Raw genomic sequence first — 13,634 nt, 5'->3', positions numbered from 1 at the left:
CTAAGTATGAGCCCAGATCAAGAAAAAATCGCCCAGTGGCTTTCAGACAGATCTCCCTCACTGCATGAGGCTTATCTTATTGCTCTCCAGTTTTTGGCCGACCCGAAAATTCCTGGTCGAGCCCAGATGATCTGTCATGCTGGGCGTGACTTATGCACTGGTCTACAGGACTTGCACAGCGTAACCAAGGAGCGCACGAACACCACGCCGATCTTCAAAGACGTTGATTACGCCTGGAAAAAAGAACGGCTGGACGCTGTTGGAATTGCAGAATCCACCGATTCTGCGCCAGCACCCGAACAGATGGCCCTGTCTGAGGTGACGATTCCTCGTTACCTCATGGCGCTCCTACAGCGATTGATAGAGGAATATCGCCGTGGAGCAGAGATTCAAACAGTACAGGCCGTACAAATGTTTAGGGTAATTGACCCAGCAAGTGCGAAACGCCCAGAGGCCGTGCAACCACTTGTAACGGAATGGAAGAGCCTTCGCAGCTGGTTTAATCGCTATACACATTTTGGAGTTGATCAGAGCATCCCTGAAGAACAGGAGTTGCAACAGAAGTTCACGACACTCGAAAACTTCATTCTTGGCGCGATACGGACCTTCTACGAAGGCATGGGGGGCTTGGATGAAATCCTGGACGAAACCAACTCCTGAGCTTGTCAAGCGCGCAATAGCGAGCATGCCCTACCTGGAGCAGCAGCGCTACTTCTTCGAGCGCCTCGACAACCCGGAGTGGATAGAACCGCTGCGTAAGGCGAAGTTCTTCTCATCTTTTCCAACCGAAACACACGAAGGCAATGCAGTCACTTTCTATCTTTGGCCAGCAAGCCGTTACCTGTCTCGCATGGCTGTTCTCAAGCCTGATCTCGTCGCAGAGATCATGAGCGAGTTCCCGGAGACTGGAAATCCGTTCGTCATACAAGATATTCTCACTGCAGCACGAGCAATGCAGCCGGCGGCATCGGCCAAGCTGGCAGAGGTGTTAGCACGTTCAGCCCGTGGCACGGGGTTTATTGGAATGGACCGCGCGGGAGAGGTTGCGGCGAACCTGGCAGAGGCGGGAGAAACAAAGGCCGCACTGACAATCCTGCGGTCCATCCTTGACGTCATTCCTGATCCCCGACCCGTGACTGTTGGTACGTCGGGCCACGTATATCGTCACGACGCCCTAACCGCAATCCGAAGCTTCGACTACGCGAGCATTCTTCGAAAAAATGGTGAACGACTTGCCAGGAGCCTGGGAGTGGAATACATCTCACTTCTGTCGAAGAAGCTGGTCTCTGCCCTCGCGCAAGAATATCCGCAATATAAGAAGTCAACTCGTCCTGTTGAGGATTACTCCTACATCTGGCGCGCTCATCTTGATGGCTGGGACATGCAGGAGGAGGCGAAGCAACTGTTGATCTTCGGAGTTCTCCAGGCAACCGAGTGCATGGTTGCGGAAGGTAGATGGAGTGAAGCTCAACAGATATTAGAAAAGCAGCCGTTTGCGGTCTTTGAGCGAATTCAGCTATTCCTTCTTGCGAAGTATCCTGAGTTGGACACCGTGCTTGCAGCGAAGAAGCTTGGGGATCCAATCCTGTTCCATGCTTTCGGGCTTCGCCAGGAATACAACCAGCTTGCACGTACCGTTTTTTCGAGAATGTCAGCGGAGCAACAAGACGCCGTGCTTGTATTGATTGACGCTGGTCTCAATCGGGAACGCATGGTCGAACGTGTGCTTTCACAAGATGAGATCGACCGAACTATCCGGCAGTGGACACTTGAACGTTACGAGCCGATTCGGCAGAGCCTTTCGCCGGATCGGCTTAGACAAGTGGAACTTCTCGAACAGGAGTTTGGCGTCGCGCGCAGTTATGAGAATCCTATAGTCCACGGCGGTGCAGTCCCTGTTGGAGGAAAGAGTCCGGCGGACGGCGCAGATCTACAGGCAATGTCCGCCGATGAGGTGCTCAACTATCTCCGGACATGGTCACCCAACCGCAGCGACCCCTTTGGTCCGTCCTATCAAGGTCTTGCCCGAGAGTTCACGACAGCGGTGGGGGCTGCCCCCGAGCGGTACGTCGAACGTCTCGAAGACTTCAAGGGGCTCCCGTCAACATATGTGCGCGCGGCACTCCAAGGCTTCCGTGACGCCACGAGGCGAGGCGTCGATCTGGCATGGCCGGCACTGCTCGGACTCGCAGAATGGATTTGCGAACAGCCAGACGTTGTCTCGGAGCAGTCTGACGAGGACGACTGGCATGGGCACGATTCAGGTTGGCACCCGACGCGCTTTGCTATCGTTGACATGCTTGAGAATGCAATCAAGAAGGGCGTTCTTCCGATCGAGCTCGATTCTATCGCTTGGAAAGTAATCGATAAGCTTTCGGATGATGAGTCAGAGTGCCTGAACTACGAAGATCCTGACTCCCAGGAAAAGGATGTATGGAGCTATTCACTCAATACTCTACGGCCGAGAGCTATTCGTGTCGCACTGAATTACATTGAATGGCGATTCACACGACTCAAAGCCGAAGGGCGGTCGATCGACGACGCTCCTGAGATTCTTGCGTACCTGGAGAAGCACCTTGATCCAGCAACCGAGAAATGCCTTTCCGTTCGACTCATCTACGGTGAAAAATTTCCCTTTCTTCATGCCGTGGCGCCGCAGTGGGCCTCCCGCGCATACAGGGAAATATTCCCAACGTCAATTGAGTTGGAGCCTCTTCGCGACGTCGCCTGGGGAGCATATCTGGCCGCAAACCAAGCCTATTCTGATCTGTTTCCACTGCTTGAGCCTCTCTATCGAGACGCCATGCAAATTTCGGATGAATCCCGCAAACAAGGAAAGAGTCATATCACAGATCGACCAAGTTCTTTGCTTGCCCACCACCTGCTCCAGCTTTTCTGGAGAGGCAAGATTGACCTTCGCGAGGGCTCGCCGCTGGTAGAGTTTCTCAGTAACGCTGGTACGAGTGCTTTGCGTAGCACGATTATTTACGTTGGACAGTCGCTCTCTGAAGCCCAAGAGACAGTTGCTCCAGAGGTGATAACTCGTCTGCAAACCCTTTGGGACTACATCCTCGAATCTGATCGTGCCAAGAGCCTGAGAGAGGTATTTACCTACTTCGGTTGGTGGTTCAACACGCCATACTTCGAGGATCACTGGGCTCTCGATCACCTCGAAAGCAGCCTCCTGCTTGCCAAGGGTAAATTCGAACCGCTGTTGAATGCGCTGGCGCGTTTGTCGCGGCTCGCCGAAGCCTACCCCTCGCAGGTGTTGAACTGCACGAAGATGATCACGCTTGGGGCGGATGAGTACGTTGACCTCTGGACGGCTGACCTCGATCACATCTTGAGGACTGCATTGACCTCAGGGGATGCGAATGCTGCGGCCACAGCATCCGAACTCATCAATGAGCTTGGTAGACGCGGTCATCATTCGTATCGCTCTTTAATCTGTCCCAGCGATGCATGCCAGTAGTTCCGAGGAGAAGCAGCCAGGCTCGGCCCGGACGGCATATCAGTACCGGGAAGTCGCCAAGGCATTAGCCAACCTAGTTGAATTGCATGAATCCATAATTAGCTGAACAGGGTTCCTTGGTCCGACTCTTGCAGAGCTAGAAGTTCCGGGTCGTTGTTGCGCACATTGCCGACCTGATCGCTCACTGTCCAGGCTTCCATCTCTTCGGCAGGATAGGGCTGAAGCAGATCATGCGATGGAGTGGACTTGCTGCCTGTGTCCAGCCAGCGTTCGTAATTCTTCGGGGCGACGATCACCGGCATGCGGTCGTGGATTGGGGCCATCAGTTCGTTGGGTGTGGTGGTCAGAATGGTGAAGGTGGTTAGCGCATCGCCCTCCGGCGGCTGCCAGCTCTCCCATAAACCGGCAAAGGCGTAAGGTTCGCCACTCTTCAGGCCGATGGCGTAGGGCTGGCGAGTCTTCGGCGATAGCCGCTGCCACTCGTAAAAAGCATCGGCAGGAATCAAACAGCGGCGCTTTTTGAGCGCTTCACGGAATGCGGGTTTGGCGGCGGCTTCCTCGGCGCGGGCGTTGATGGTGCTCAGGCCAATCCGCTCATTCTTGGCCCAGGAAGGAACCAGGCCCCAACGCATCAATGAGATGCGTCGCTGACTGGATTCTGGGTCCAGCCACACCACAGGCTGGAAGCTCTGCGGAGCGGCGTTGTAACTGGCCGTGAACCAGGGCATCAGATGCAGGTCCAGATCAAACCATTCGGCAAGAAGCTCTTGCGCGGATTTTCGGGCGTAGCGGCCACACATATCGCTCTCAGAATAGCGCTTCACTTGCGGGAAAACTGGAGAACTGTTGACAAGCTGACCGATTCGCGCGAACCTTAAAAGGCGAATGTAAGGCGAAATATGGCCACTGCTGCTGCCCTACGACTCCAGATCGAAGAATCCCTCGCGACCCGCTTCCCGGCGGCGCTCTCGCCGATGCCGCGCACCTTCCGCGAGACGGCGGGGACCGGCATTGCCGCTGTCGATGCGCTGCTCGACGGTGGGCTGCCCGTGGGAGCAATCAGCGAAGTGGTCGGTCCGGAGTGCTCTGGACGAACGACGCTATCGCTGGCTTTTCTGGCCAGTTGTACCGCGCGTGGGCAGGTTTGCGCCTGGGTGGATGCATGCGATGCGCTCGATCCGGAATCGGCTGCGGCAAGCGGTGTGCATCTGCCCTTGCTGTTGTGGATTCGCTGCACGAACAGCAGCGTGGCTTTGCCCATGACAAAAAACAGGCGCGCAAAGAAAAGCTGGTCGCATCTCGATCAAGCGTTGCGGGCCACTGACCTGCTATTGCAAGTGGGGGGATTTGCGGCGCTGGTGCTGGATCTGGGCGGTGTCGATCCAGCACAGGGCATGCGGATTCCACTGGCTACCTGGTTTCGCTTTCGTCAGGCTGCGGACCGCACGCGCTGCACACTGCTGGTATTGGGGCAGGCTTCGTATGCGCAGTCAAGTGCGGCTGTAGTGCTTGACTGCTCTGCGCTCCGTGCGGAAGCGCAAGGGGGAACGGTGCTCAGCCGCTGTGGATACGAAGTGAGCCGTCGACGTGAGCGCTTTACGCAATTCTCACAGCAGCGGAAGCCGCCCGCTGTTGCATGGACAGCGTCCACAGCCTGGGCCGCGGAGAGAACCGCATGAGCCGCGAACTCTATGCCTGCGTTCATGCCACGGAATTTGCCGCACAGGCTCTGTTGCGCTTGCGCACCGACCTGAAAGTCGAGCCTGTAGCGATTGTGGAGGGACCACTGCACGATGCCTGCGTTTGTTCCATGAATCGTGCTGCTGCGCAATGCGGAGTCGTGCGTGGACTTCCGCGCATGGATGCCGAAGCGCTCAATGGATTGAAGATTCTTGATCGCTCGCTCGCCGTGGAGCAGGCGGCGCGTACCGTGATGTTGGAGGTAGCAGCACAGTTCACGCCACGCATGGAAGTTGTTCCCGCTGGCGTTGGATGTTCGATAGTCCTCGATGTGATGGGCAGCGAATTGCTCTTTGGTCCGCCGAATGTGCTGGCCACCAAGATCAAGGATGCAATGGAAGCCGTGGGGCTGCATATCAGTGTTGTACTGAGCGCCAACTTTCATACGGCGCGCCTGAAGGCTGCCGCGCATCGCGGATTATGTATTGTGGCTGCGGGCGCGGAAGCGGACACGCTGGCGCTGCTTCCGCTCCATGCGCTGGATCTGAGCTTTGAACAGCAAGAGAAGTTCGAACTGTGGAGCATTCGCAGCTTTGCCGACCTGGCTGCGCTGCCGGAGTCGGAACTAATTGCGCGGCTGGGCGCTCGTGCGCGCGAGTGGCAGGCCATGGCGCGCGGCGCTGCGAGCCACACTTTCCAGCCCATCGAGGCAGCCTTCGCGCTGCGGGAGGTCTACGAGTTCGACACGCCCGTAGAGCAGGAAGAAGGACTGCTCTTTATGGCCGCGCGCATGTTGGATTGTCTGATCGATCGCGCCATGGCACATGCGCTGGCGTTGGCCTCACTCTCGGCAGAGTTGGTACTGGAAGGCGCACCGCGGCAATCGTTGTCCGTGCATCCCGCACTGCCCTCGCAAGACAAAAGGTTTTTGCTCAAGCTATTGCAGATGGAGTTGGCCGCACACCCTCCGCAGGCTGCAGTACTCGCGATGACGCTACACGCCGAACCGGGCAAGACCAGCAAAGTGCAGATGGGGCTATTTGCTCCGCAGACGCCTGAAGCGGCGCGGTTGGATATGACGCTGGCGCGCATCAAGGCGATGGTCGGTGAAGATCGCGTAGGGACTCCAGTGCTAGAAGATTCGCACCTCCCGGCCAGTTTTCATCTCGATCCATTTCGCACAGATTCTGTAGCCAAAACGCACACGGCTCCGCTGGAACGCACCGCTCTACGCCGTGTTCGTCCACCGCGCATGTTAGAGATGATGCTGGTTGCCGACGGCAAACCCGGCTTCTTTCGCGACATCTATGACTCCTTCCGCGTAACCGTGGCCTATGGACCATGGCGTACGAGCGGCGCTTGGTGGTCTGTCGATGCATGGGATCAAGAGGAGTGGGATGTAATGGCGCGCGATAGTCGCGGACAGATTCTGTGCTTCTTGCTGGCGCACGACCGCCTGCGTGCCGAATGGCGCTTGGAGGCGCTGCTTGACTGATGAACCCTACGTCGAACTGCACGCATCGAGCGCCTTCAGTTTTCTAACAGCGGCCTCCGCACCGGAGTCGCTTGCCGAGCGTGCGGCCGAGTTGGGGATACCTGCACTGGCGATTGCCGACCGCAATGGCGTCTATGGAGCGGCGCGCTTCCACACCGCGGCCAAACGCTGTGGCGTAAAAGCACACATCGGTGCGGAGATTGCCGTCTCCTCGTTTGGCCGTAGACTGCAACCGGCCTCATGGCTGCCGCATACCGAGCAAAACGAACCTGCACGCATTACTCTGATCTGCGCTTCGCAAGCGGGTTATCAAAACTTATGCCAACTGATCACGCGCTTCAAGATGCGCGAAGCAACCAAGACGGAAGGCGCAGCCACGCTCGACGATCTTGCCGAGTTTTCTGCCGGATTGATCTGCCTGACTGGTGGAGATGAAGGACCACTTACGGCTGCTCTTGCCGAAGGTGGGACAGATCAGGCGCATAAGGTTGCAGAACGGCTTGCAGAAATCTATGGACGCGGAAACCTCTTCGTTGAGTTGCAACGCCATCAACTGCGTGATGAAGAAGCGCGCAATCAGACGCTGTTGTCGATGGCAGCCAGTCTGCAAATACCCATGGTAGCCACCAACGGCGTGCGCGCGGCAACAGAGAGGGATCGCGAAGTCCTCGATGTGTTGACGGCGATTCGTCATCATGTGCCGCTTAATCGCGCTGGACGCCTGCTTGCTGCAAACAGCGCTCGTGCTCTGCGCTCCCCCGCAGCCATGAGCACTATCTTCAGCGATCTGCCCGAGGCGATCGCCAACACACAGATCATCAGCCAGCGACTGCAATTCACGCTCGACAATCTCGGCTATCAGTTCCCGCATTACCCCGTTCCCGATGGCGAGACCATGGACAGCTTCCTCGCCAAGCGCGTGGACGAAGGCGTGCGCAAGCGCTACAGCGAAGCGGACAAGCGATCTCTATTGACCAAGGCGCGTGCTCAGGTGCAGCGCGAGCTTGCGCTGATCGCCAAGCTTGGCTTTGCCGGATACTTCCTGATCGTCTGGGACATTGTTCGTTACTGCCAGCGACAGGGATTTCTCGTCCAGGGACGAGGCTCAGCTGCGAATTCCGTGGTCTGTTATGCGCTGGAAATTACCGCAGTCGATCCCGTTGGCATGGAGCTGCTCTTCGAGCGCTTTCTCAACGAGAGCCGCAACGAGTGGCCGGACATCGACCTCGACCTGCCTTCAGGCGACGAGCGCGAGAACGTGATCCAGTATCTCTACGAACGCTATGGGCAATTGGGAGCAGCGATGACCGCCAACGTCATCAGTTATCGTGGCCGCTCCACGGCACGCGAGGTGGGCAAGGCGCTGGGCTTTCAAGAGGAGCAGACCGAGCGGATCTCCAGTCTGATGGGCCATTGGGAGTGGAAGGGTGCAAACGATACGATGGAAAATCGCTTTGCGCAAGCAGGCTTCGATCTTCGTCATCCGCGCATTGCGCATTATCTCGACATCTGCCAGCGCATGAAGAATCTGCCGCGCCATCTGGGACAACACTCGGGCGGTATGGTGATCTGCGCAGGCATGCTGAATCGCGTCGTCCCCATTGAACGTGCCTCAATGCCGGGTCGCTCCGTCATCCAATGGGACAAGGAAGACTGCGCTGATCTTGGCCTCATCAAAGTAGACCTGCTGGGGCTGGGCATGATGGCCGTGCTCAAGGAGGCCATTGAGCTGATCCCGCCGCACTACAACACCAAAGTCGATCTGGCTGCATTGCCGCAGGACCCCAAGGTTTATGACGTGCTCTGCAAGGCAGATACTGTCGGCATGTTTCAGGTGGAGAGCCGCGCACAGATGGCTTCGATTCCGCACAATGCTCCACGCCGTTTCTATGACATCGTGGTGCAGGTCGCCATCATTCGGCCCGGCCCAATTGCAGGCAAGATGATGCATCCCTATATGCGTCGCCGCCAGGGTAAAGAGGAGGTTACTTACCCACATCCTTCGCTTGAACCGGTGCTGAAACGAACGCTAGGTGTTCCGCTCTTTCAGGAACAGCTTCTGCGCATGGCGATGACTATCGCCAACTTCAGTGGAGCCGAAGCCGATGAGCTGCGCCGCGCCGTCGGTATGCGCCGTTCCATGGAACGCATGAAGAACCTGGAAGGACGCTTGCGTTCTGGTATGACTCGCAATGGCATCAGCCCCGAGGCGCAGGACAACATCGTGCAGAGCATCTCGTCCTTCGCCATGTATGGATTTCCGGAGTCCCATGCAGCGAGCTTTGCGCTGATCGCCTATGCCTTGGCTTACTTGAAGGTGCATTATCTGGCAGCCTTCACCTGTGCGCTGCTCAACAATCAGCCGATGGGGTTTTATTCGCCTGCCGTACTCATCAAGGATGCACAGCGTCACGGCCTGCGCGTGCGCCCCATCGATTTGCAGTGTTCCATGGCGGTCTGTTCTCTTGAACACGAAGAGGATCACTCGATCTCATTGCGTATTGGATTCAACTATGCGCGCGGCATGCGGTCTGCCGCGATTCAAGCTTTGTTGAGCGAGCGAATGCAGCATGGCGACTTTGAATCCGTTGATGACCTTACACTGCGCGTACCCGCGTTGAATAGCCGCGAGTTGGTCATCCTGGCATGCATCGGTGCACTCAATGCCATCGACACTGTTGCCCATCGTCGCGATGCGCTGTGGCAGGTTGAGAAGGCTGGTCGCCCGGTTGGTTCACTCTTGCGTGGCATTGCGGATCGTGAGCTGGATACGATGCCGCTCGCCGCCATGACTACCGACGAGCGTCTGAACGCGGATTTTTCCGGCATCGGCCTGACCACCGGACCACATCCATTCGCGTATCAGCGCAGTTCCTTGCGTGCGATGGGCTGCGTGGCTGCTGCCGACCTCGTCCACTGCGCGCAGAACATAATGGTCCATATTGCAGGATGCGTGATTGCGCGCCAGCGTCCTGGAACGGCCAAGGGATTTGTCTTTCTGTCTCTGGAGGACGAGACCGGCATCGCTAACATTATTCTCACGCCCGATCTATTCGAGCATGAGCGACTGACCGTAACACACCATCGTTTCCTTCATATCCACGGCTTACTCCAGAATAATGATGGCGTGGTGCATGTGAAGGCCAAAACCATTGCTCCATTCCAGATGCCAGAAGTCGCAATCTCTTCCCATGACTTTCACTAGACTGTACACTAGGGCGCTTACCGGGAGTAATCACCGGAGGACGTGCAGATTACTACCGGATCGCTAGTCACTCGGCTCAGTCCCCGCGTAGACGCTTCACCAACAACTAACTTATTTCACAGCAGAAACGAGTACGCCGTTGATGCGAAAGAACCCGGCATTCGGAACGGTAACATTTGCTAGTTCTGGATCGGCGGCTATACGAGCGAGGGCAGGGCGAAATAATACGTCCACCTTGAACGCTCTTCGTCCCTGGATTGCGCGGGTATGTCGGATCATGTAGAAGGCGGCCTCACGTTCTGCTCTATTCGTGCTGGCAGCAAGACGGGAGACTAAAAGTTGATAACTTTCTCGTACCTGCGACTCCGACCAATTAGTCCTATACCAATCTGCAAAAGCAAAGTTCAGCTCCTGGATCATCTCATGTGCGAGCGGTTGACGAACGCCTAACTGGTCGGCACGATACCAACCAGCAGCCGCAAGAACGTTGTGGGCATTTTCGATCCCTATTGCCTTGATCAAGCGCCAGCAGTAAAAATGGAGGACCCAGTCCCGATAGAAATAACGCTCCTTTGAGCTGGGTTTCGAGGTATTAATCCACCTATCGGAAATTGCCTTCAGGTATTGAAGCACAGGGGAAACCAGAGTCGCGCAATCACTGTTGAACCGCGCCAGCGCTTCAATAGACAGCAATGCTACTTCTTTCGCTACAGCTCCTCCCATGACTTCGCATCCGCTAAGTTGGACCATCGTATCGACCACCTCCCTTATTGTGCGGGCGCACGGGAGACAACGCCGTACAGTATAGATGAAGTAATCAGAAAGCGAGGCGGTTTTAAGAGCAAAGTAGTATCTTTTCAGAAGGACAAAGATATCAGAAGTGGTCAATCCATCTGGTAGGTTTCCGGACAATGATGCGACGAAATAGATAAGGCCAAAAAGATCTCGGTTCTGGTCGCGTAGCTCATGCTGCGGGCGCAGCAACAAAAGCGCGAGGCCATCCCGGATCGTACCGTGGATCTTCGAAGCGGCGAACCATACAGCTCCTGTCGGGGCCTTGGGTGAGATGGCAGCCCAGCGCCATATATCATTCACTCGGGGTGTCAAACTACCAATCTCCTTTATGATCGTCAGCAAAAGAAATTCCAAAGTGCCGGAGGCCGTATTTGAATGGGTATCGTCCTTAAACCAATTCTCCAAAAGATCTATCGACGCTTTCGACGAGTTCTTCTTTGCCGCGAGTGTAAGTTCGTAAAATAATTTTTTGCTGAGATTCCAGTTCCAGAAAACATCGAATATCAACTCAATTTTGTGAATCGTTTCAACTTCGCTATCTGGAATATGGAACCTGCGTAACACGCCTCCCCGCTCTAGCATTTGTATGGATTCGGAAACGTTTCCGGGCAGTGCCAGATCTACTAACCTATTTTCTGCTCTTTTTATGATGAAATCTTGAAGTTCACTTTCAGTGGGAGAAACGTTACCGACCCCCTTCAAATAGCCGGCGATCAGACGAGTACAGTTACCCAGCCGTATTTGAATCTGCCTATCCGATGTGAGACGCGGCAACATTTTTTTCCAGAACTCGCTGACAAAATCGATGAAGTTAAGGTCCACCAATGATCTATCTACAAGCTGATTGCGAATGCCTAGTAACGACCAAGCTATAAATGGATTTGTGAGATGCCGCAGGTTAGTTTTACTTATATGGTCGAATTCGAAAAGCAGCTTATCGTGGTAACTAGCCTCGGACTTGACTACATCACGGATAATCTCAACCCCAGTCTGCTGCTGCCAATTTAGCTCATCGAGTTGAATCCACGCACCGATTCCGCCAACTCCTGTAGTCTCTCCCCCGGTCGCATTTTCATCGCGACAAACGTACCTATAGGTGTCCCAGAAAGAATCAGGGCTGGTTACGCGCAGGTAGAACTGGTGATCTAAAGTGAATATGTAGAAGAGAGAATGAAGCTGTGTGTTCTCCACTATGAAGGATTTCAGTCTGTAAAGAAAATTCCCGTCAATTGGCATGGTATGAATGTCATCAATAGCAATCATCAACTTTGGCGGGTTTTCAAACGAGGAAAGATAATTGTCAAATTCTTCTAAATTCTTCCATTTCACTCCAGTGTGAACACATATCGCATTGAGCAGATACTCTGCGGGCATATTATCGCCGATGTCGCGTGGTCGAATGATCAATACAAGATATTCTCGATCCTGATCTCTATTATCGTGCGACATAATCGAGGAAAGAAAATGTGTCTTTCCAGACCCCATATTGCCTACGACCATCAGGCATTTGCCGAATGCAGGATTTTCGGCTTCGCCTGCCAAGCTATTCAGTTGACCTTTCATCCTGTAGATGAGGGATGTTAAACTATCGTTGTTCGTACGATTTGTTCCATTTTGTGTCCTCGATGACTGTTGCCTATGTTCCTCGATCTCATTGAACTTGGATTGCGCCCATAAGAACAGTTCTCCGCTACAGATTCCCCTCAGACATTTGACGATGCCGTCGTAATTATCGGAGTACCTAATTGCTGGAATCTGCGGGATGTCCAGATAATAACGGGTTAGCTCAGAGCGAGTTCTATCAAGTTTATCTACACCGTTTTTGATATAGTCATGCCATTCTATTTGCCCGACGAACGCAGCCCAATGGGGCTCCATCGGCAGCGGAACGGTCGACTCGCGCTTATTCAGTTCGTTGCGATAAATGCGTTCCCGCTGCTCGCTCTGCTTAGCGTACCAGAGTAGCAAGGGCCTAGGATCGCCCCGTAGGTAGCTATTTGACTTCTGGGAGAGTTCACTAATAGCCTGCTCCATCCTCCGGAGTGTATCTATAACTTCCCTTTTGAAAATCCCATCCACCTGTTTCCAGGTCTTCTCATATTTTGCATCCGTAATCAAGTCCTCGAAGGCCTTCTGAAAGGTTGCGGGTAGGTTCTCTTCCAGGAACCGGCCGAGCATCTTGGGTAGAGAGCGCTCGTGTTGTTGCAGCGAAAGGCTGCAACTGCGCCGCGCACGGGCCTGCGCGTCCAGTGACTCTAGAACATCATGGAAGAGCTGATCGGCCTGGCCGGGATCTTCTCCGGTGCCAATGCCATTCAAGAGGAGCGCGTCCTCTGAGCCGAGGACCTTATCCCAGTTCGTGAACCACGTCTTCCACTCTTCGGATTCCGGCAGACAAAGGTCTGCTTGGAGTTTCGCTAGGCTCCGCCGCAAAGCATCACGGCAAGCCGCGCCGAGATCGGGCGTAGACGCCTTCAGCCGTTCGAGCAGGGAATCCGTGCCGGCGTCGAACAACTTCTTGCCGAACTCCTCGCCCATATTCTTAGCGTAACTCTCGATGACCGTCTTGATGGATTCGCCAAAGACACCGGCAGCAATGGAGCCGAGCGCACCGCCGAGCGGCCCTGCGATAGCCGCGCCGATGCCAGCGCCTGCAAGACGGAGCCCAAGAGTGAGAGTCGATTTGGGCCAGACAAGCGTCATGCCAATGCCACAAAATACTTAGTGTGTATTCTTGCGGGAATTTTATCACACGCCGCTGCTGCGTACTGAGGAAGCTGCGTGAGACAATCTGCCATCGAGGTGCGGCACCGTAACGAACCGTTCTTCACGAACTTGTGCGCCATGTCTGGAAGCCGCTTTAGATGCGTGCATAGGCTGCTTAGAGTAAGTTTGGCCAAATTTCAACTCCTTGTTGCAACTGCCTATTACCCGTGGCAGGATTTCCACAAGCGGAGGCGTCGCAAGTCTCGTTCTCAGTTCGATCG

7 protein-coding genes are annotated in these 13,634 nt (G+C 55.0%); 5 read left to right on the top strand and 2 right to left on the bottom strand.

Going from position 1 to position 13,634, the window contains the following annotated elements; translation table 11 throughout:
* Positions 1–6: 6 nt before the first annotated feature.
* The gene (locus ACOBR2_RS16610) at positions 7–660 is read left to right on the top strand and encodes a hypothetical protein (protein WP_420237220.1); all 654 of its coding nucleotides are present in this window, start codon (positions 7–9) and stop codon (positions 658–660) included.
* A complete protein-coding gene (locus ACOBR2_RS16605; RefSeq protein WP_420237219.1) occupies positions 632–3,472 on the top strand; it encodes a hypothetical protein in 2,841 nt (946 codons plus the stop codon). Before ACOBR2_RS16610 ends, ACOBR2_RS16605 begins: the two co-directional genes overlap by 29 nt.
* Before the next feature lie 98 nt (positions 3,473–3,570).
* On the opposite strand, the gene ACOBR2_RS16600 is transcribed toward ACOBR2_RS16605, so the two are convergent.
* Complete coding sequence (locus ACOBR2_RS16600) at positions 3,571–4,296, bottom strand: SOS response-associated peptidase (RefSeq protein WP_420237218.1); 726 nt, start codon at positions 4,294–4,296, stop codon at positions 3,571–3,573.
* 75 nt (positions 4,297–4,371) lie between these two features.
* Here ACOBR2_RS16600 and ACOBR2_RS16595 point away from each other — a divergent pair, with 75 nt between their 5' ends.
* From ACOBR2_RS16595 to ACOBR2_RS16585, 3 genes are read left to right on the top strand one after another with little or no spacing between them, the layout of a single operon-like run.
* On the top strand, positions 4,372–5,151 hold the full coding sequence (locus ACOBR2_RS16595; protein WP_420237217.1) for a hypothetical protein: 780 nt from the start codon (positions 4,372–4,374) through the stop codon (positions 5,149–5,151).
* Positions 5,148–6,647 carry a DNA polymerase Y family protein gene (locus ACOBR2_RS16590; protein WP_420237216.1) on the top strand — a complete coding sequence of 500 codons (1,500 nt, stop codon included), beginning with the start codon at positions 5,148–5,150 and terminating at the stop codon, positions 6,645–6,647. The genes ACOBR2_RS16595 and ACOBR2_RS16590 overlap by 4 nt, the downstream gene beginning before the upstream one ends.
* Entirely contained in the window at positions 6,640–9,852 is a 3,213-nt protein-coding gene (locus ACOBR2_RS16585; protein WP_420237215.1) for a DNA polymerase III subunit alpha, read from the top strand. The genes ACOBR2_RS16590 and ACOBR2_RS16585 overlap by 8 nt, the downstream gene beginning before the upstream one ends.
* A gap of 111 nt (positions 9,853–9,963) precedes the next feature.
* Here ACOBR2_RS16585 and ACOBR2_RS16580 read toward each other — a convergent pair whose 3' ends face one another.
* Positions 9,964–13,350 (bottom strand): hypothetical protein, encoded by a 3,387-nt coding sequence (locus ACOBR2_RS16580; RefSeq protein ID WP_420237214.1) that lies wholly within the window; start codon positions 13,348–13,350, stop codon positions 9,964–9,966.
* Positions 13,351–13,634 lie beyond the last annotated feature (284 nt).

The sequence above is a fragment of the Telmatobacter bradus genome (assembly GCF_048629425.1).
Classification (GTDB): domain Bacteria; phylum Acidobacteriota; class Terriglobia; order Terriglobales; family Acidobacteriaceae; genus Telmatobacter; species Telmatobacter bradus.
The sequence above is the reverse complement of the archived record's forward strand: the minus strand, read 5'-3'. Positions and strand labels throughout refer to the sequence as shown.

Bases quoted from the DNA above. Each gene is read 5' to 3' on its own strand.
- ACOBR2_RS16605 (WP_420237219.1), top strand. From the start codon at position 632: ATGAAATCCTGGACGAAACCAACTCCTGAGCTTGTCAAGCGCGCAATA.
- ACOBR2_RS16580 (WP_420237214.1), bottom strand. From the start codon at position 13,350: ATGACGCTTGTCTGGCCCAAATCGACTCTCACTCTTGGGCTCCGTCTT.
- ACOBR2_RS16610 (WP_420237220.1), top strand. From the start codon at position 7: ATGAGCCCAGATCAAGAAAAAATCGCCCAGTGGCTTTCAGACAGATCT.
- ACOBR2_RS16590 (WP_420237216.1), top strand. From the start codon at position 5,148: ATGAGCCGCGAACTCTATGCCTGCGTTCATGCCACGGAATTTGCCGCA.
- ACOBR2_RS16595 (WP_420237217.1), top strand. From the start codon at position 4,372: ATGGCCACTGCTGCTGCCCTACGACTCCAGATCGAAGAATCCCTCGCG.